Origin of the sequence: Roseovarius sp. MMSF_3359, from assembly GCF_030733385.1 — a bacterium.
GTDB lineage: Bacteria > Pseudomonadota > Alphaproteobacteria > Rhodobacterales > Rhodobacteraceae > Roseovarius.
The window spans coordinates 1-19,195 of sequence record NZ_JASHJC010000014.1 but is presented as its reverse complement, the minus strand read 5'-3'; the positions used below and the strand labels follow the sequence as shown (position 1 = coordinate 19,195).

Below are 19,195 nucleotides of genomic sequence, written 5' to 3'. Positions count from 1 at the left end.
AGCACCATCCTGATGAGTTCCGTGGAAGAGATCGAAGACCTGATCGGAAAAGTCTCGCTCGGCGACCGTCAGGCTTTTGGCCGTCTCTACGATCTGACCAACGCGAAACTTTTTGGTGTGGCACTGCGTGTCTTGAAAGACCGGGCCAGCGCCGAGGATGTCCTGCAAGAGACATATATGAAGGTCTGGCGCCGTGCCGATCGATACGCAAGAGGCGGAACAAGTCCGATGACCTGGCTCATCACCATCGCGCGGAACACCGCGATCGACAAGCTGCGCGCCCGCCGCGATAGCGATGACATCGACGCGATGGCCGACATGTTGCCGGGGTCCGGCCCGACGCCTGAGCAGGTGGCCGTCGCCGCGGGCGAAGCCGGTCGGATTGCCGATTGCCTCGGCGAGCTGGAATCGCCCCGCGACAGGGCTGTGCGCGGCGCGTATCTTGAAGGGCTGAGCTATGCGGAACTGTCGGAAAAACTCGGCGTCCCGCTCAACACCGTCCGAACCTGGCTGCGGCGCAGTCTCATCAGCCTGAGGGAGTGCATGGAACGATGACCGACGCTTCCCCACCAGATCGCGATGACGACAACCTGCTTGCGGCGGAATATGTGCTGCGTTTGCTGCCGTCTTCGGAGATGCGCGCTTTCGAGGCCCGCCTTGAGGCGGAACCGGATCTGCGAAAGGAGGTTGCGGCCTGGACCGAGCGTCTGGCGGGCATGAATCCCGAGTTTGCCGAAGAGGCCGCGACGGGGGCGGTGAAGGACGCATTGATGACCCGGCTTTTCGGGGCGCCGCCACCGCGCCCGTCGTTCTGGCAGCGGCTTGGCCTCTGGCAGGGGCTTAGCGTCGCCTCACTGCTCCTTGCCGGGTTCTTTGCCTGGCAACTGATGCTGACCGGCTCACCGGATCCCGCGGAACGTGGGCCGCTCTATGTCTCGGAAATCGCGGCCGACGATCAGTCGCTCCGCATCCTGGCGGTCTACGACAGCAACGCGGGGGAATTGCAACTCAATCGGACCGATGGTCAGGCCGCCGCGGGACGCGCCCTCGAGCTTTGGGTCATCGCCGACGGCAACGCGCCCGTCTCGCTTGGCGTGCTGCCCGATGCCGAGGCCGCAAGCCTCCCGCTCCCCGAAGAGTTTCGTGCCGGTGTCGCCGACCTGACCCTTGCGATCTCGGACGAACCACCGGGCGGCTCGCCTACGGGGCAACCGACCGGCGCCGTACTGGCCGTGGGGACGGTGACCGAGCTTTAGTGTAGCTTGAAACCATAACGAAAACGCACGTTAAAACGCTTCGGGTTTGGCCTCACGCGCCATGTGGTCCAACACGGCGTTGACGAATTTCGGCTCCCGCCCCTCGGGAAAGAAACTCTTGGCGATATCGACGAATTCCACGATCACCACCTTGGGCGGTGTCGAGGATTGCGTGAGTTCCGCCCCCGCGGCACGAAAGAGTGCCCGGATGGTCGGGTCAATCCGGTTGATCGGCCATTTCGCCACCAGCGCCCGATCGGTCATTTGGTCGATCAGCGCCTGGTTATTGACCGCATCCTGCATGAGTTGCTCGAAAAGGCTCACATCCCCCTCGGCCATCTCACCCTCATCATAGGAGGCGCCAAAACGGTGATCCTCGAACTCGTGCATCACTGCATCCACGGTCTGCCCGGAATGCTCCATCTGAAACAGCGCCTGCACCGCGTAAAGCCGCGCGGCCGATTTCATCTGCCGTTTCTGATTACCGGAAAGGTTGCTCATGCTTTCGGATTGTCCTCAAGGCCACCGGCCAGCTTGTATTCTTCCGCATCGGGCAGGAACCCCACCCCCTTGCGCGCGGCGCCCCATTTACGGGTGAGCGCCACAAGATGCAAGGCTGCCGCTGCGGCGCCTGCGCCTTTGTTCATCCGCGCGGGATCGGCCCGCACCTCGGCCTGATCGCGGTTCTCGACCGTCAGGATGCCGTTGCCGACGCAAAGCCCCTGCAGGCCCAGAAGGGTAATGCCGCGCGAACTGTCGTTGCAGACGGTTTCGTAATGCGTCGTCTCGCCGCGAATGACGCAGCCCAGGGCGACATAGCCATCGAAATTCGACATCCGTTCGGCGATCCCGATCGCCGTCGGCACTTCGAGCGCGCCGGGTACTTCAACCAGGTCATAGGTGCCGCCGGTCGCCTCGATCTCGGCCTTGGCACCCGCGATCAGGTTATCGGCGATATCGCGGTAAAACGGCGCCACCACGATCAGCAGCTTCACCGGTTTGTCGAATTCTGCACGGGGCATGGTGTATTCGGTCGAGGCCATGGATCTATCCTTCGCTGAGGGCGCGGGTGCCGGTGATCGAAATGCCGTAAGCGTCAAGCCCAAGATACCGGGTATCGGGGCTGTCTGTCAGCAGGATAAGCTCATGCAATCCCATCGTCTGCATGATTTGCGCCCCAAGACCGGTCTGTTTGATCGTGCGCGGTGTGTCGTCGTCTTCCATCTCGCTGGCAAGTTTCGGGCGTGGCTGGCGGAAGAGGAACACGGCCCCCCTGCCCTCGGCGCCGATCATCTCCATCGCCCGGGGCAGTTTGCCGGTCGGACCGCTGGTGGTCTCCGACAGACCGATCCCCAGCACATCCTCGAGCGCATTGAGCGCATGGGTCCGCGCCAGAACCGGCTCGCCATCGCTCACATCGCCCTTGGTCAGCACCACATGTTCCGTGCCGCTGATCTGATCGGCGAAAATGCGCATGTCCCATTCGCCGCCATGGGAGGACATGACCGTTTCGCGCCGAACCTCGCGCACGAGGTTGTCGTGCTTGTGGCGATAGGCGATCAGATCGCTGATCGTGCCAATCTTGATGCCATGTTGTTTGGCGATATCAATCAACTGAGGAAGACGCGCCATCGTGCCGTCTTCGTTCATGATCTCGCATATCACGCCTGAAGGATGCAGACCGGCAAGGCGCGAGATATCAACCGCCGCCTCGGTATGGCCGGCGCGGATCAACACACCGCCATTGCGCGCGCGCAGCGGAAAAACGTGGCCGGGTGTGGCGATGGTGGCGGGGCCGTTCTGATCGTTGATCGCGGTGGCCACGGTAAGCGCCCGGTCGGCAGCAGAAATACCGGTGCTGACGCCTTCACGCGCCTCGATCGACACGGTAAACGCTGTTTCATGCCGCGAGGAGTTGTTCACCGCCATCATCGGCAGTTGCAACGCCTCGATCCGGTCGGCGCTCATCGGCAGGCAGATCAGGCCGCGCCCATGCGTCGCCATGAAGTTGATCGCGGCGGCATCGGCAAACTCGGCCGGGATAACGAAATCGCCCTCGTTCTCGCGATCTTCGTGATCGACGAGGATATACATGCGACCCGCACGCGCCTCGGCAATGATCTCTTCGATGGGCGCGATGGCCTGGCGCAAACCAGCCTCGACAGGACCCGGCTTTTCGAACGGAACAGTTTCAGACATCTGACCCCCGGAAATAGACCCCCGCCAGATACCGCAGGCACCGCGCGTTGACCAGTGCTGATCTTCTGGGATTGGCCTTTACCGCCCCCAATGAAAGACATCGAATCGCGCCGGTCTTCGTCAGCCAACACCCCCGAACCGAAATCAATCACCACGCAAACGACGTATCGTTTCCATTCCCTGAACAACCACGAAGGATTTAAGGCAAAATTCTGGCAAATTAGGCAGTTTTTGTCGCGATCCGGTTGACTGACCCCGCCTCAGCAGGCACTTCGATCACCTGTTTTGTTTTACGAGTGAGGGTACGATGTTTCTACGCACCACATTTATTGCTGCTGCAGCCGCCATCGGCTTTGCCAGCGCCGCGGCACAGGCCGCCACGGTCTATACCGCAACCAGTCATTATGAGAACGGCAAGCCTGAGCATTCGCTTTGGTTCGGCTCCAAGCCTCAGGGCGCGTCCGGCAGCAAGGCGAACCATTTCGTCTTCGAAAACACCGTTCGGGGCGAAGACGCTTTCGGGCTCTTCACGGTCGACGGCAACAAGGCCACGCTGACCGGGACCGTGCGCAATGCGGCCCTGCAGGGGTTCGACCTGGTTCTCGACCTGATCGAAGTTGCCGATCCCGGCAAATATAAGAAGGTCGGTGGATCAAATCCCGACACGTCGCAGTGGAAATTCTATGATTTCACACGTGCGCAACTGATCTCCAAAACCGCGGGCATCGCCGATTTCTATCTTGAGATGCGCGGCGCGGGTCTGAAAGTGCAGGTTGGTGTGGGCGCCAATGACAAGGATGCCAACCTTCTGGGTCTCTCGACATGGTTCACGGCGCGTGAGGCCGGCTGCAAGGGCGACAATTGCCAATCCTACCACGGTGACATCAACATCGTTCTGGAACCCGGTGGCAATCCGGGCGTCGTACCGCTCCCCGCGAGTGTCCTGCTGCTGCCTGCTGCCCTGGGCATGCTGGGCGCCGCAGGTGGCGTGGCCCGCCGTCGCCGCCAATCCTGATCGTTTCGGAAAATCCTTGGATCGCCTGCGTGATCGCGGGCGATCTTGAGGGCCAAGCGACCATCCTGCCCAACGGGACGACAAACGACCTCCTACCGACGAACGCCTGATCAGTCATACGTTGACCAGGCAGGGCGCTGTTTCCGTCTATTGAACAAACAAGCCGATTTGTCTCAAATGTTGTCAAAACAGCGCCATTCGCCGCAAATTTTGCAGCGTTAAAGGATATTTAACCAAATTCTTCATTGACTCCGCGCCCCTGCCCCCGCCAAGGTCGCACAGGGGAAAAATACACTCATAACGTGTGGGGTCCTAACATGTTTATTCGCACTGCTTTGCTCGTGGCCGCGACCGCCCTTGGCATCACGGGTCTGACGGCCGAACCCGCATCCGCTGCGACCTACTCGGCGACCAGCTTCTATGGCAAGACCGGGAACAAGGCCAATTCCGCGATTTTCAACAAGCGGCTCCGGGGTTTCCGGAACCGCCTGAGAGGTGCGAAGGGTCGTTACCACAACAATTTCTACTTCGAGAATTCCGCCGCCGGTGCCGGAACCTTCAAAATGGACGGGAACAAGGCGTCACTGACCGGTATTCTGCGCAACGCGGCGGGTCAGGGCTACGAGGTGACGATCAACTACCAGCGGACCAAGAACCCGGGCGTCCGCCACAACCGTTCACGCGCTTCGACCAGCGATTGGTCGTATTTCAAGATGACGTCCGGCACGATGACTTCGCTAAACGGTGAGCTTGCAAGTTTTGACCTGTCGCTGATGGGTCGCAAATGGGACGGAAGAAAACGACGCAAGGTTGCGACGCAGTTCGGCGTTGGCGCAAACAACTGGAACCGCGACCTGCTGGGTCTCTTTACCCGGTTCCGCGCTGTCGAACAGAATTGCGACAGGTCGGTCAAACGCTGCCGCCGTTACAACGGTTCGTTCAAACTGGTACTGACCGAAAACGATCCGCCGGCGCCGGCCCTCATTGATGATGGGAACACGGCGGTTGTGCCGCTGCCTGCCTCGGCGCTTCTGTTGCCGGCGGCCATTGGCATGCTCGGCCTGTCCGGCGGCATCGCGCGCCTCCGTCGCCAAGCCTGAAACACCCCCGCAACGGGATCAAGGCAGCACCCTTTCGGGTGCTGTTTTTGCATTCGGTGGACAAAGGCGCTTTGATTTCCTGACCATCGGCATCACCAAGATTGTCCCCCCACCCCTTTGCGTCACCGATCTGACGAGTACCGCCAAATTTGGGTTTCGGCGCATGGCTGGTTTGCGCTACTGATCGGAGGGCGCTTGCGCCTTTTCACAACCGTTCAGGACCCCCGAAGATGAAGACACCCGAGATCCTTGACCGCCTGATCGCCTTCGATACGGTCAGCCGCAATCCGAACATGGACCTGATGGACTACATCAAGGGTCTTCTGGCCGAGGTCGGGGTGACCGCCACGCTGATCCCCAATGATGCTAGCACCAAGGCCAACCTGCTCGCGACAATCGGGCCGGGCGATCACGGCGGTGTCATGCTCTCGGGCCATACGGATGTGGTGCCAGTGGAGGGGCAGGATTGGACCAAACCGCCGTTCGAGCTGACCGTGACCGACGGGCGATATTACGGGCGCGGCACCACGGATATGAAGGGCTTTGTCGCCTGTGCGCTGGCCGCGGGCCTCAAGGCCGCGAAACGCGAGTTGAAGTCGCCGCTTCATCTGGCGTTTTCCTATGATGAGGAGATCGGCTGCCAGGGGGTGCGGTCGATGATCGACCTCCTTCGGGAAGCGCCCGTGCGCCCCGCCATGTGCATTGTGGGCGAACCCACCAGCCTTTCCGTTGCGACCGGCCACAAGGGCAAAGTGGCGCTGAAAGCCCGCTGCACCGGACGCGAGGGACACTCCGCGCTGGCCCCACTTGCAATGAATGCGCTGCATCTTGGGTGTGACCTGGTCGGTGTCCTGCGCGATGTTCAGGCCGAGCTGCGCGAACACGGTGCGCAGGACGGTGACTACGACGTCCCCTACACCACCGTCCACGCGGCCAAGATGGCCGGGGGTGTTGCACTCAACATCGTGCCGAACCTCTGTGAAGTGGATTTCGAAATCCGTAACGTGGCGCAGGACGACCCGCAGGCCATCCTGTCCGACATTCGTGCCCGCGCCGATGCCATCGTCGCCGCCGCGCGCGCTCACGCCCCCGAAGCCGCCTTCGCGTTCGAGGTCAATTTCTCCTACCCCGGCCTGGACACCAGCCGCACCGCCGATGTGGTGCAGTTCGTGCAATCGCTCACCGGCGTGAATGCCACCAACAAGGTGGCCTTTGGCACAGAAGGCGGACTTTTTTCACAGGATCTCGACATTCCCACGGTCGTCTGCGGCCCGGGGTCGATGATGCAGGGTCACAAACCCGATGAATATGTCGAGATCAACCAGATCGAACGCTGCGACGCGATGCTGGACGTACTGCTGGACCGGCTGGAAGCGGGATTGTAGCGCCCTCTCTCACATAGCCAATTTCATAATGCGGGACAGAGCCGCCGTCGGATATCTCAGCACAAACCGCGCGAACGCCAGACCGCGGGATGGCGACCAACCGGCAGTGGGAAGCACTTTATCCCAGCCAAGTCTGCAAATGCCCAATACGTCGCGCCAGCGTCAGCCAATCGCCAGCCCAGGGGGCGGTCTGGCGATCGCGCGGCGTCGCTTCGCTCCTTGACTCCGCGCGGATTGGGCGCTCCTTCTTCGTCTGCTTTGCGGACAAAGCTGCCGACCGCTCAGACTGGCGTTGCCGCAAACGAATTCAATTCGGCGGGTGATTTGATGTGGATGATTCTGATGCGATCTGAACGGTTGTAGATCGCTTCAAGGAGTTGTGGTCGCGCTTTCCTGTGCAACCACCATATCATCTTATAAAGAGGTATTGTGGCCCGCCACATCGGACAACCCTCAGGACCATCTGGGCGTCCGACAAACAAGGACTTGAACTGTCTTTTGGCTGCCCACCAAAAGTGAATATGGATCGGATGATCGACGAATATCACTGTATCGCAGGCGTTTAGGCGATCTTGAACCGAGTTCATTGAGCCGTAACCGTCGATCAACCATCGGTCGTTTGCCAGCAACTCGTCGTGCTGCTTTTGGAATTCGGTCTCAGGCGTCTGAACCCAATCGGGCTTCCATTGAATTTTATCGATTGCATAGTACGGAAGATCATACGCGGCGCATATCGCGCTACACATCGTCGATTTTCCGCCCCCGGCGTTTCCTATCACCATCACTCTAGTCATTGCCTTAGATTAGCATGATGCGGGGTCAGAGCGAAGGTAGATAAGGACTTAAAGCCGATATTGGTCAGGGATCGCCCGCCACGCCATAGCTGGGCGCGACCGACGGGTCGATCGCGCGGTTCAGGTAATCATTCATCTGCGGCTCGTAGGCCTCCCAGAGACTGCGCAATTTGCGGATCGGGTTGTCGTCCTCCCAGTCCACCCGCAGATCGACGAGATAAAACGGCATCTTGTCCGCCACGATCAGTGCGGCGGAATGTACCGGGCCTTCCTCGCCCCCGGCAGCCAGACCGCCTTCAAGCCCCCGGAGCAGCCTTTCGGCCAGATGCGCGGTGGGGTCCGCCATGAAACCATCACTTATCCCCTTGGCGACCGCGGTCGAGGACAAGAGGTTCCCGGCGGCGACGCAATCTACATCCTCGCTGATCGCATTGGTGCCGAGGATATGCGCCCCGGTGAAATGCGCGGTGGTGCCGTTTGCATCAACCGCGGTCAGTTGACGATAGTCGATGTTCTCACGGTCCTTCGTGACCTTTGCGATCGCCTCCGCCGCGCTCTGGCCGCCTTCCATCGCGTCCAGCACCAGCGTCGCCAGATGCGGATCGGTGATGTTCTGTGTGGCAACTGCGCCCACGCCCGGACGCGCATGGGGACAACGCGAGCCCACGGAGATCGACGAGGTGGTAATCGCCACGCCGAACTGCCCGGTCCGGGCGCAACGCCCGGCGATGGAAAAGGTCATGATGTGCCTCCTGCCCCGTCGCCCAAGCGGCGCGACAGGTATTTCTGAAAGTCATGGATTTCGCGTTCGAGCCAGCTCAGCGGGCCAGGTGCGGCCTGGGCCGAGCGTGATCCGGCATAGATGCCCTCGACAACCTGCCGGTCCTCGGTGTTCACATGCTCGAAAAACGTGATGAGCTCCTCGATCCACGCGGTGCGCTCATCGGCAAAACCAAGCATGGCGTCAACCTCCGGCGCGATGGCCACGCCGAAACGCACATCGACCTGCCCGACACCGCGCGGGCGCAAGCTGAGATACCAGAGGTGATCGGGTGCCAGCACATACATATGGGTCGGAAACACGGTCGGCAGGACCGATGTATTGCGCCAATCGCCCTCAAGCCGGGTGTTGTCGGGATGGGCCTGCCCATAGGTGGCGTTCCCGGTCTTCATGAAAGTCTGGTAGGTGAAGGCGTCATAGACCTCTTCGGGAAAGATGGTCTTTTCCACCGGAAACCACGCGCCGACCGTGGCTTTGTGCGCCACCGGCAGGTGATAGCCTTCCATGAAATTCTCGGTCAGCAGCTTCCAGTTGGTGGTCCAGACATGCTCTTCCTGCACAACGGGCACGTAGTTTTCCATCGCGTAGCGCGACACAACCTCGTGCAGCGGCGCCAAGGCCTCGGCCACCGGCGTCGCGTCAGGGTTCAGCGTGACATAGATCCAGCCATTCCAGATTTCCGTTCGGATTTCCGGCAGGCAGACGGATTTCTTGTCAAACCCTTCGGTCCGTTCCATATGACCCGCGCCGATCAGACGCCCGTCCAGCGCATAGGTCCAGGCGTGATAGGGGCAGACGATGCGGCTGGTGCAGCCGGTCCCTTCGAGAAGCTGCATCATCCGGTGCCGGCAGACATTCGAGAAACTCTTGATCTCACCGGCTTTGTCGCGAATGCAAAAGATCGGATCGCCTGCAATGGTGAAAGTCAGGTAATCGCCTGGATTGGGAATTTCCGCGGCCAGACCGGGACAGACCCAATCGCGCCGGAAAATCGCATCCTCTTCCAGCGCGGCAATATCCTCATCCCAGTAAAGCCGGGGATCGGCGCTGACCGCACGTTCCAGCGGTCCATCCGCCGTCGTGGCCAGTTGGCGGAGAAGCTCGGGCGCACTCATGGCCGCTTAGTCCGGGATCACGGCGGTGACTTCGATCTCGACCACCCATTCCGGGCGGGCCAGCGCCGGCACGACCAGCCCGGTCGAGCACGGGTGCACGCCCTTCAGCCATTTGCCCATCTCCTGATAGACCGCCTCGCGATAACGGATATCGGTCAGGTAGACGACGATCCGGCAGACGGCCTCCATCGTGGTGCCGGCCTCTTCCAGCAGCATCTGGATGTTTTCCATTGTCTTGGCGGTTTGCTTGGCCGCATCGCCGGTGTGCAGGCTTTCGCGGGTATCAAGATCCTGGCTCACCTGCCCGCGCAGGAACACCATCGTGCCGCGGGCCACGACGCCTTGGGAAAGGTCATTATCGAGGTTCTGCTCCGGGTAGGTTTCCTTGGTGTTGAACGGGCGAATGCGCTTGTGCATCATGGGCGTGGTCCTAGTTAGCCGGGTTGATCCGGTCGTTGAGATAACAGGCAAAATCGTAGTTGGGCCGCTCCAGGTGGCTCAGATGCCCCGGCGCGGCCACGTCCGAGCAAAGACCGCGATAGACCTTTTCGGTGCAGCCGCGATCCTCGACATTCACATCATCCAGGAGCGTCTTGACCGCTTCGAAATGGCTCTGCGCTTCGGGGTCGTTGACGAACTCGGGCGACATGCCGCCGCCGAAACGGATATCGACCTGCCCTACCCCATGCGGGTGCAGACTGAGATACCAAAAATACCCGGGCGTGAGCGTGATGAGCAGGCTGGGATAGATCGCCAGCAGGAAGGTCATGCGCCGCCGGTCACCCTTGAGGCGCGTATTGGTCGGGTGCGCATTGGCGAGCTTGAAATGCTCTTCCTTGTAGATCCAGTGATAGTTGAACGCGGGCTCGCCGGGCGGGCAGACCATTTCTTCGAGCTTGGAAAGCCCCCCGATGGTGCCCGCATGGCAAACCGGCAGGTGGTAGCTTTCCATGAAATTTTCGGCGAGGACTTTCCAGTTCGTGTCCCAGCGATGCGTTTCGAAAAAGGTCTGCGAATAATGCTCCATCCCGAAATCGCCGATCAACGCCTCGACACCGGAAAGCTGCTCTGCGACGGGCGGGGCATCGGGGTTCAGAGTGACCATGACCCAGCCAAGCCATTCTTCGCAACGCACCTGCGGCAGCGCATAGCTATCCTTGCAGAAGCTCTCGTTCAGCGTCATCGCGGGCGCCCCGCGCAAACGGCCATCGAGATTATAGGTCCAGGCATGATACGGGCAGACGATGGCGCGCGTGTTGCCCGACCCTTCAAGCAAGGTAGACATGCGATGCAGGCAGACATTGGACTGGGCGCGCAATTGTCCGCCGCGGTCACGAATGACCATGATTGGCTGCCCGGCCAGATCCAGCGTCGTGTAATCTCCCGGGTTCGCGAGCGCATCGGCACGGGTGACGCAGAACCAATCCTGCTTGAACACCTGCGCCAACTCGGCCTCTAGGAAGGTCTCGCTGGTATAGACCGATTTCGGCATGGCGCGGGCGCGCTCGAACGGTTGGCTTACATTCTCGGCCAGCTCTGCCATCGGTGAGAGTGACGTATCGTGCCGGGTCATGTCTTTCTTTGCTCCCCGTCCCGGGCCTGACCCGGGACCTCCACGTTGACCAAAAGGCCCCGGGTCAAGCCCGGGGCGCGGATGTTTGCTTCAATGCCGGGTTCCCTTGCCCCAGACATTGTCCGACAACCCCGCGGCTTTATGCGCGAATTCCAGCGGTCCCTGCCAGTCGAAATTGCGATAGACGGCGGCAAGTTGCGCGAAGGGCGGCGACTGTGCAAAGAGCTGGAAAGTCAGGCGATGCCCGGCATAGTCCGAATTCAGCAAATCGCGCGCCAGACCCAGCAGTTTACGGCGATCATCGGCCACCCATTCGTCATTGATCGAGTAGAACTTGTCGAGCCACGGCTTCGTTTCGGGTGCCGCAAAGGTCGCCGCATCGGGTGTGACGCAGATCTGCCCGCCGCAAAGCTCGCGGGCCATGTGCATCATCCGCGGCAGGTTGGTCAGCGCATGTACCCGGCCCGACATCAGCATCGACTGGTTCGGCATCAGAAGGCCGTTGGGGCTTTTCTCGGCCATGGCGATGGAAGCGGTCAGGAAGGCGTCGATGCCTTCGCGCCAGACGGCCAGTTCGCTCAGTTTCTCCTGCACGGCCTGCTGCTTGTCGAGCCCGGTTTGTTTCACGTTCCAGAGCGCCGCGCCGATGATGAGGTCCGCATAGCTGAGCGTGCGTTGCACAAAGGGGAAGGCCGAATAGCGGTGTAGCGTCGTACGGATGAAGCTCGCCGCGCGGGTGTGTTGATAGAACAGCACATCCTCCCACGGGATCAGCACATCATCGAGGATCATCAGCGTGTCGATCTCATCCACCCGGTTCGACAGCGGATAATCCGCCTCGGGCGCGCGTCCCGCAAACCCGGTGCGGCAGATATGTTTCACCCCCGGCGCGTTCATCTTGACGATGCAGCCGAGCGCATAATCGCTGAGCTTGTCATTGCCCCAATTGGCAATGGTCGGCTTGAGGAAGGCCTGGTTGGAATAGGCGGCGGCGGTCTCGTATTTGGCACCGCGGATGATGATCCCCTCGTCGGTCTCGCGCACCACATGCACCAGCATATCGGGGTCCTGATCCTGCGGCGCTTTGGACCGGTCGCCTTTCGGGTCCGTATTGGCCGAGACGTGGAACGGGTCGTCCTTGATGCACTGGTGAATGTGGCGTTCGATATTCGTCGCAAAACGCGGGTCGATCTCGTTCAGGATATCCTTGCCGTCCCAGAGCGACCACATCTCGCCAATGGTCTCGTCGCCCACCCGCGTGACCACGCCACCGACATCGTTCATCACCAGATCAACCGCATCGCGCTTGTCCTGCCAATCCTGCTGCTCATAAGGCAGGCGCAGACCGATGGCGAAACGTTCGCCCTGCTCCTCGTAGGTCATCGCCTCCTGCGTCTTGGCGTCGTGCTGCATGTCATAGATGCGCGCACGCACGTCGATCACGGGCTTGAACTGCGGATGGTTGCAGGGGTCATCCACACGTTCGCCGTTGATCCAGATCTGGCGGCCGTCGTTGAGGGATGCGCGGTATTCGTCTCCGGTACGGATCATGTTCGGGTTCCTGTCAGGTTATAGGGGGCGCAGCGCCTGGTAGGCGCGCTTGGAAAAGGCCAAGGGGGCGGCATCGCGGCTGAGCGCCTCGACCACCCGCCCGATGAAAATGCGGTGCGTGCCCGCGTCGTAAGATGTCTCGACCCGGCAGTCGAAATTGGCAATGGCACCAGAGAGAGCGGGCGCACCGGTTGTGGCACTCTCCCAAGTGCAACCGGTAAAATCATATGGCGCCAAGGCACCGGGCCGCCCGGCAAAGCAGTTTGCGATATCCGCCTGATCGTCGCCCAACAGATTGACACAAAACGCATCATTGGCCTCGATCGCCTGGATCGCGGGGCTGCGGCGGTTGATACAGACCAGGACCAGCGGCGGCTCCGCCGAAACGGACGAAAACGCGCTGACCGTCACGCCGAACCGGCCTGCGGGGCCATCGGTGGTGACGACCGACACCTGGGTGGCCGCACCGGCCATCGCCGCGATAAATCGCTCGGGGTTTTCATGGTGGGGTGTGGGCATTCGAAAGGCCGCTGTCATTGTCCTGTCCTCCGTTGATCCCACCATATATCGGCGCGACAATTTATCAAAATTCATTGTTTCAAGGTTATCTATAGATTTATACTAATAATCATGCACCGATTCACCCTTCGCCAACTTGAATACCTCGTGGCTTGCATTGAATGCCGGTCCGTCGCCGGTGCCGCCGAACGCCTGAACGTGTCGCAGCCGACGATCTCGGTCGCGATCACCAAGCTCGAGGAACAGCTTGGCGTGCAACTGCTACTGCGCCACGCGTCGCGCGGGGTGACGGCCACGGGGGCTGCGGAAAAAGTACTGCATTCCGCGCGCAGCCTTCTGGCCCATGCCAGCGATCTTGAACGGCAAGCGATCGAGACCGGCAGCAGCGTGGTCGGGGAACTGCGATTGGGCAGTTTCAGCACGTTGGCACCGACAGTCCTGCCCAACCTGATCCACGAGCTGAGCACCGAACATCCGGGCCTCAAGCTGCATCTGCGCGAGGGGCCGCAGGACCAGATCATCGCCGCGCTGGAGGACGGATTGCTGGACCTGGCATTGCTCTACAACATCGACTTGCCGGACGATCTGCACACCGTCCTGCTGGCGCAGCGCAAACCCTATGTGGCCCTGGCGGCGGATCACCCGCTGGCCCGGCAGGAATCGGTGGCGCTGGCCGACCTCGAAGCCGAGCCGCTGATCCTGCTCGAAGTGGCGCCAAGCCACGATTACTTTCTGGGGCTCTTTCGCGATGTCGGGCTGGAGCCGGTGATTGCCCATTCCTCCCCCTCGATCGAGCTGGTGCGCGGTATGGTGGGATGCGGCCTTGGCTATTCGCTGCTCGTGACACGCCCCGATGGCGACCGGACCTATGATGGCCGGACCCTGGCCATCCGCCCTCTCAGCGACGAGGTCCCATCAAGCGAGGTCGTCCTGGCCCGCCTGGCCACGCTGCGTCCAACACAGTTGATGAAGAGCTTCGAGGCCGTCGCGGCACGGGTCATGCAACGCGGCTGAGCGTGGCGGACCGGCGCGATCCCCGGCGATGGCACCGCCACCCGGAATGCGGAACGACACCGCCGAAGACGAGAACGCCCTAGACTTTCGTTGCCGACGGGTTCGGCGTGACCGCCTTGCGTTTGAGCACCATCTCGCGCCAACTGATGAAGCTCACCGCGCCCACGATCAGCGTCCCACCCAGCACGACAAAGACATCCACCCTTTCGTTGAAGAAAAGCGCCCCCACCAGCACCGCCCAGACCAGTTGCAGAAAGCTGACCGGTTGCGTGACCGCCAACGGCGCAGCGGCAAAGGCCAGCGTCATCGTGTAATGCCCGCCAGTGGCGAGACAGGCCACGCCAAAGAGGATCAGCGTCTCTGTCAGGGTCGGCGTGACCCAGTTCATCGCAGCCAAGGGCGCGAGGCCAATGGTCACGATGATCGACAGCATCGCCACCACGATTGCCGGGCTGACCCGGTTTGTCATCAGCTTGGCCAGAAGGTAGGACGCCCCGAAACAGATCGCCACGAAGAGCATCGCCAGATGCCCGCTGCCGATCTCACGGAACCCCGGGCGCAGGATGATGAGCGTGCCGATCAGCGCGGCCAGGATTGCCAAGACCCGTCGCAGGGCCAACCGCTCGCCCAGGAAGAGCGCCGCGCCGATGGTCACATAGATCGGCGAGAGGTAGTTCATCGCCGTCACATCCGCGATCGGGATCCGCGCCATCGCATAGAACCACAGCGCCACCGCCCCGGTATGCGCCACGCCGCGCGCCGTGAACATCAGCCAGAGCTTGCGGTCATACCGTTGCCGGAGAAGCGTCCCCAGGATCGGAATGAAAAAGACCAGCCCCAGCACATAGCGCAGGAACGCGGCTTCGGGGGCCGGGATGCGGGTGCCGAGCGTCTTGACCAGAACCGTGACGCCCACAAATTGCGCACCGGTCACCACCATCCAGAAGACGCCCCAGCCAGGGCGCGAGGGGCGTATGCCGGTCATGTCAAAGCGGCCAGATCATCGGGATAAGAAAGCTCGCCAACATCCCCACACTGAGGTTCAGGGGGATGCCCACGCGCATGAAATCGGTGAAGCGATAGCCGCCGGGCCCGTAGACAAGCGTATTCGTCTGGTAGCCGATGGGCGTGGCAAAACTGGCGCTGGCCGCGACCATAACGGCAACGACCAGAGGCCGCGCGTCGATCCCCATGGCGTCGGCCAAACCGATGGCAATGGGCGTGACCACCACGGCCACGGCGTTGTTGGAGACGAGTTCCGTCAAGATCGAGGTCAGCAGGTAAATCGCCCAGACGATCAGGAAACCCGGCAACATAGCAAGCCCCGGGGCAATCGCCTCGACGATCAGCTTGACCGCGCCCGACGCCTCAAGCGCCGCGCCCACCGCCAGCATCGAGAAGATCAGCGCCAGGAGGCGGCCATCAATGAAGGAAAACGCCTCATCCGCATCGATGCAGCGGGTCAGGAAAATGACCGCGACGGCCAGCACGGCCAGGAAAAAGATCGGCGCCACGCCAAGGGCTGCCAGAGTGACAAGGCCTACGAGTGCCGCAATGGCAATGGGCGCGTGACCCCGGCGGTAGGCGCGCGCCGAGGGGTGCGAGACATCGACCATGTCCATTTCGCGCGAGAGGCGCTGAATATCCTCGGGCGAGCCTTCGAGCAGGAGCGTATCCCCCACCCGCACGATCAGATCGTCAAGCTGCCGCCCGATATTCTGGTTCCGGCGATGCACCGCCAGCGGGTAGACACCGAACCGCCGCCGCAGTCGCAGCGCGCCGAGCGAGCGACCGACCATCTTGCAGCCCGGCGTGATCAGCACCTCGACCGTGGTGGTCTCGACCGCCGAGACCTGATCCACGCGCTTGAGGCTCTTGTCACGCTGCAGGCTCAGAAGCTCGGTCATCTGCGTGCGGAGAACCACCCGGTCGCCCACCTGCAACTCGACCCCCTTGAGGTTGCGCCGCAGCGACAGATCGCCCCGGATCACGTCGATCAAACGGACGCCGTCGCGTTTGAAAAGCTGCACACCCGTGACCTCGCGCCCGATGAGGTTCGAGTCCGGCGGGATCACCGCTTCGGTGAAGAACTTCATCTTGGAGCGGTCCGAGAGCATATCTGCCATGCTGTCCCGCGCAGGCAACAGGAATGGCCCGATGAAGCGCAGGTAGATCGCCCCCCAGGCCACAAGTGCCAGACCAAGCGGCGTCACTTCGAAAATCGAAAACGCCGCCATCCCCTGCGCGCGCGCCACACCATCGACCAAGAGGTTGGTGGAGGTGCCGATCAATGTGAGCGTCCCGCCCAGGATCGCCGCATAACTGAGCGGGATGAGGAGTTTGGACGCGGGAACACCAAGCGAGCGGGCCAGTTGCACGAAGACCGGGATCATGACCACGACCACCGGCGTGTTCGACACGAATGCCGACGAGATCACCACGAAGATCATCAACATCAGGATCGCGATCTTGGGGTTCACGCGCGCCTGCCGGTCGGCGATCGAGGTAAACGCATCCAGCGCCCCCGTCCGCACGAGCGCCCCCATGACAATGAACATGGCCGCAATGGTCCAGGGCGCCGGGTTCGACAGCACCGCCAGCGCGGCATCATAGGGCAGAAGCCCCATGGCCAGGAGAAGTGCGGCACCGGTGATGGCCACGACCTCGGTCGGATAGGATTCGCGTACGAAAAGGAGGAACATGAGCGCCACGACCGACAGCGCCAGAAGGCCCTGTTGGGTCTGCGATATGTCGAGGTACTGGATCAACCGGGCGGGTCCTTTTGCGAGCTGTCCCCACCTTCCTCCAAGGTCGCGCCGGGGGCAAGCAGGATGCTGCGCCGGGGTTGTACGAGAAACATCCCCATCAGCATCAGCGCCAATGCGGCCCAAACAAAGCCGGAATAGCGCTCGCCAAGAAGCAGGATCGACCAGATCACGCCAAACCCGGTCACGAGATAGCTGGTCTGCGCCGAAAAGACAGACCCGGCCCGTCCGACCATCCAGACATAGCCCGCATAGGTCAGCGCATGCAGGATCGCCGCGCCAACAAGCGCCAGTTCAGGCACCCCGAAAGTCTCCAGCGGATTGATCCACTGCCCGCTGAGGATGGCCAGAGGCAGGGTGAAAACCATGCCGAAGATCGACGCCCCCAGGATGACCTGCACCGAGTCGAGCCCTTGGGTGCCCCACCGGGCCACTAGGTTCCCCTCGGTCGCGTAAAGCAGCGGGGCCAGCAGCGCCACGGGGATAAAGAACGCCATGGCGCGTTCGGGCAGGCTCGCCTCCGGCCCCATCAGCAGGAGGATGCCGGAAAGCCCCACCATAAGCCCTGCCACGCGGCGCCATGCAAAATCTTCGTTTCCCAACGCCAGCGCGATCGGCAAGGAGAACATCGGCACGCTCGAGATGATGATCGACATCACCCCGCCTGGAAGGCGCGCCGCCGAAAGGTAGAAGAAGATATCGGGCAGCACCGCACCGGTCAGCGCCACCATGATCAAGAGCCGCCAATAGGGCCGCCCCATGCGCAGGGGTTTGCCCCGCACCGCGCAGATCGCGCCCAGAACCGCCACGACGACGAAAAGCTGCCAGAAGATCAGCCCAAGCGGCTGATGACCGGTGCTGACCGCGATCTTCGAGAGCGGCACCGACAGGCCCCATCCGGCCCCCATCAGCAGGAGCAACAGGTAGAGGGAGGGGGTGGCCGTCACGGTCCTGCCTGCTCCAACCGGCCGCCCTGCCGGATCATGCGCAGGGCCATTGCCTTGCCGGTCTTGTCATCGGTCTCGATCAGGAGGCCAGACAATGTCGCCTCCTCCAGCGCAGGGGTGAAACGCCCCTTGGGCATGCCGGTCACAAACCGGCGCATCGGTTCAGATTTTTCCATGCCGATCACGCTGTTGTAATCGCCGCACATCCCCGCATCGGACTGAAACGCGGTGCCGCCTGGCAGGATTTGCGCATCACCGGTGGGCACATGGGTGTGGGTGCCAACCACCACGCTGGCGCGCCCGTCGCAGAAATGGCCCATGCCCATCTTCTCGCTTGTGGCCTCGCAATGGATATCGACGAGCGCCGCCTGCACCGCCCCGCCCAATGGGTGCGCGCGCAACACCTGATCCATGGCGGAAAACGGGTCGTCAAAGGCGCGTTTCATGAAGACCTGCCCCAGAGCCTGCGCCACGAGGACCTTGCGCCCCCGCCGGTCCTGGAAAACCCGATGGCCCCGGCCCGGCGCGCCCTTGGCATAGTTCAGCGGCCGCAGGATACGCGGCTCGTTTTCGATGAATTGCAGCATGTCTTTCTGGTCAAAGGCATGATCGCCAAGGGTCAGGCAATCGGCCCCGGCGTCAAGAAGCACCTTGGCATGCGCCCCGCTCAGCCCCATCCCGCCGGTCGCGTTTTCGCCATTGACCACAACGAAATCGAGCCGCCACTCGTCCCGCAGACGCGGCAGCATGTCGACCACGGCCTTGCGACCGCTGCGGCCCATAACATCGCCTAAAAACAATATCTTCATACGTCCCTGTTAGGCGCTGGCGCGATGAAGGGCAAGCGGCGCGGCGTGCCCGCGGTGACGAGCCCGTTGAAACCCGCATTGGGAATATCTGGGGTAACGTGGCGGCATACCTGCCAGCTCTCTGCGATGTCAACAAAATGCACGTGACGAAAAGCACCGGAAATCCTCTGGCTTATCGCGGGCAGAGGCCGAACTTGCTGACTGCCACCTCATGATCGGCGCTGCTGCAACAGCGCCCGGATCTCATCCGTGTCCTGGAGGGGAGCAAGTCAATGCCTTCTGCTACGCCTTGCCCCCCCTGAGGCCTCTCACGCGGCGCAGCTAGCCGCCCCCATCGGAAATGACAGAGCAGCGCCCCCTGGCGGAAGGGGG

20 protein-coding genes are annotated in these 19,195 nt (G+C 61.8%); 6 read left to right on the top strand and 14 right to left on the bottom strand.

Annotated elements, in window-relative coordinates; all coding sequences use genetic code 11:
- The first annotated feature begins 12 nt into the window (after positions 1 to 12).
- Complete coding sequence (locus RBB29_RS17770; RefSeq protein ID WP_306115671.1) at positions 13 to 555, top strand: sigma-70 family RNA polymerase sigma factor; 543 nt, start codon at positions 13 to 15, stop codon at positions 553 to 555.
- Positions 552 to 1,256 (top strand): anti-sigma factor domain-containing protein, encoded by a 705-nt coding sequence (locus RBB29_RS17765; protein ID WP_306115670.1) that lies wholly within the window; start codon positions 552 to 554, stop codon positions 1,254 to 1,256. The genes RBB29_RS17770 and RBB29_RS17765 overlap by 4 nt, the downstream gene beginning before the upstream one ends.
- A gap of 30 nt (positions 1,257 to 1,286) precedes the next feature.
- On the opposite strand, the gene nusB is transcribed toward RBB29_RS17765, so the two are convergent.
- Genes nusB through ribB form a run of 3 tightly spaced genes read right to left on the bottom strand, consistent with a single transcriptional unit; the run spans position 1,287 to position 3,455 of the window.
- Positions 1,287 to 1,757 (bottom strand): transcription antitermination factor NusB, encoded by a 471-nt coding sequence (nusB, locus tag RBB29_RS17760; protein ID WP_306115669.1) that lies wholly within the window; start codon positions 1,755 to 1,757, stop codon positions 1,287 to 1,289.
- Positions 1,754 to 2,299: a 6,7-dimethyl-8-ribityllumazine synthase gene (locus RBB29_RS17755; protein WP_306115668.1), complete on the bottom strand. Its 546-nt coding sequence runs from the start codon at positions 2,297 to 2,299 to the stop codon at positions 1,754 to 1,756. The genes nusB and RBB29_RS17755 overlap by 4 nt, the downstream gene beginning before the upstream one ends.
- A 4-nt stretch (positions 2,300 to 2,303) precedes the next feature.
- Positions 2,304 to 3,455: a 3,4-dihydroxy-2-butanone-4-phosphate synthase gene (gene ribB / locus RBB29_RS17750; RefSeq protein WP_306115667.1), complete on the bottom strand. Its 1,152-nt coding sequence runs from the start codon at positions 3,453 to 3,455 to the stop codon at positions 2,304 to 2,306.
- A 307-nt stretch (positions 3,456 to 3,762) separates the two neighbouring features.
- Between ribB and RBB29_RS17745 the strand changes: the two genes are divergently transcribed.
- The 3 genes from RBB29_RS17745 (at position 3,763) to argE (ending at position 6,955) form a co-directional block, all read left to right on the top strand.
- The gene (locus RBB29_RS17745; RefSeq protein ID WP_306115666.1) at positions 3,763 to 4,470 is read left to right on the top strand and encodes a VPLPA-CTERM sorting domain-containing protein; all 708 of its coding nucleotides are present in this window, start codon (positions 3,763 to 3,765) and stop codon (positions 4,468 to 4,470) included.
- Between the two features lie 317 nt (positions 4,471 to 4,787).
- A complete protein-coding gene (locus RBB29_RS17740) occupies positions 4,788 to 5,570 on the top strand; it encodes a hypothetical protein (RefSeq protein ID WP_306115665.1) in 783 nt (260 codons plus the stop codon).
- A gap of 230 nt (positions 5,571 to 5,800) precedes the next feature.
- Positions 5,801 to 6,955 carry an acetylornithine deacetylase gene (argE, locus tag RBB29_RS17735; protein WP_306115664.1) on the top strand — a complete coding sequence of 385 codons (1,155 nt, stop codon included), beginning with the start codon at positions 5,801 to 5,803 and terminating at the stop codon, positions 6,953 to 6,955.
- Between the two features lie 281 nt (positions 6,956 to 7,236).
- Here argE and RBB29_RS17730 read toward each other — a convergent pair whose 3' ends face one another.
- The 7 genes from RBB29_RS17730 to RBB29_RS17700 all read right to left on the bottom strand — a co-directional run bounded on the left by RBB29_RS17730 (position 7,237) and on the right by RBB29_RS17700 (position 13,306).
- A complete protein-coding gene (locus tag RBB29_RS17730) occupies positions 7,237 to 7,737 on the bottom strand; it encodes a hypothetical protein (RefSeq protein ID WP_306115663.1) in 501 nt (166 codons plus the stop codon).
- A gap of 76 nt (positions 7,738 to 7,813) precedes the next feature.
- Positions 7,814 to 8,491, bottom strand: a complete 678-nt coding sequence (locus tag RBB29_RS17725; RefSeq protein ID WP_306115662.1) for a DUF1028 domain-containing protein — start codon at positions 8,489 to 8,491, stop codon at positions 7,814 to 7,816.
- On the bottom strand, positions 8,488 to 9,645 hold the full coding sequence (locus tag RBB29_RS17720; RefSeq protein ID WP_306115661.1) for an aromatic ring-hydroxylating dioxygenase subunit alpha: 1,158 nt from the start codon (positions 9,643 to 9,645) through the stop codon (positions 8,488 to 8,490). The genes RBB29_RS17725 and RBB29_RS17720 overlap by 4 nt, the downstream gene beginning before the upstream one ends.
- A 6-nt stretch (positions 9,646 to 9,651) precedes the next feature.
- The gene (locus tag RBB29_RS17715; RefSeq protein ID WP_306115660.1) at positions 9,652 to 10,065 is read right to left on the bottom strand and encodes a RidA family protein; all 414 of its coding nucleotides are present in this window, start codon (positions 10,063 to 10,065) and stop codon (positions 9,652 to 9,654) included.
- Between the two features lie 10 nt (positions 10,066 to 10,075).
- Positions 10,076 to 11,218: an aromatic ring-hydroxylating dioxygenase subunit alpha gene (locus RBB29_RS17710; protein ID WP_306115659.1), complete on the bottom strand. Its 1,143-nt coding sequence runs from the start codon at positions 11,216 to 11,218 to the stop codon at positions 10,076 to 10,078.
- Between the two features lie 90 nt (positions 11,219 to 11,308).
- Positions 11,309 to 12,769: a 4-hydroxyphenylacetate 3-hydroxylase family protein gene (locus RBB29_RS17705; RefSeq protein WP_306115658.1), complete on the bottom strand. Its 1,461-nt coding sequence runs from the start codon at positions 12,767 to 12,769 to the stop codon at positions 11,309 to 11,311.
- An 18-nt stretch (positions 12,770 to 12,787) separates the two neighbouring features.
- On the bottom strand, positions 12,788 to 13,306 hold the full coding sequence (locus RBB29_RS17700) for a flavin reductase family protein (protein ID WP_306115657.1): 519 nt from the start codon (positions 13,304 to 13,306) through the stop codon (positions 12,788 to 12,790).
- 93 nt (positions 13,307 to 13,399) lie between these two features.
- On the opposite strand from RBB29_RS17700, the gene RBB29_RS17695 reads away from it, so the two are divergent.
- Positions 13,400 to 14,302 carry a LysR family transcriptional regulator gene (locus RBB29_RS17695; RefSeq protein WP_306115656.1) on the top strand — a complete coding sequence of 301 codons (903 nt, stop codon included), beginning with the start codon at positions 13,400 to 13,402 and terminating at the stop codon, positions 14,300 to 14,302.
- Positions 14,303 to 14,381: 79 nt separating this feature from the next.
- Here RBB29_RS17695 and RBB29_RS17690 read toward each other — a convergent pair whose 3' ends face one another.
- From RBB29_RS17690 to RBB29_RS17675, 4 genes are read right to left on the bottom strand one after another with little or no spacing between them, the layout of a single operon-like run.
- Positions 14,382 to 15,287 carry a DMT family transporter gene (locus tag RBB29_RS17690; protein WP_306115655.1) on the bottom strand — a complete coding sequence of 302 codons (906 nt, stop codon included), beginning with the start codon at positions 15,285 to 15,287 and terminating at the stop codon, positions 14,382 to 14,384.
- 1 nt (position 15,288) lies between these two features.
- Entirely contained in the window at positions 15,289 to 17,067 is a 1,779-nt protein-coding gene (locus RBB29_RS17685; RefSeq protein WP_306115773.1) for an SLC13 family permease, read from the bottom strand.
- On the bottom strand, positions 17,067 to 18,014 hold the full coding sequence (locus tag RBB29_RS17680; protein ID WP_306115654.1) for a DMT family transporter: 948 nt from the start codon (positions 18,012 to 18,014) through the stop codon (positions 17,067 to 17,069). The genes RBB29_RS17685 and RBB29_RS17680 overlap by 1 nt, the downstream gene beginning before the upstream one ends.
- Positions 18,011 to 18,823: a TIGR00282 family metallophosphoesterase gene (locus tag RBB29_RS17675; RefSeq protein ID WP_306115653.1), complete on the bottom strand. Its 813-nt coding sequence runs from the start codon at positions 18,821 to 18,823 to the stop codon at positions 18,011 to 18,013. The genes RBB29_RS17680 and RBB29_RS17675 overlap by 4 nt, the downstream gene beginning before the upstream one ends.
- Positions 18,824 to 19,195: the final 372 nt, after the last annotated feature.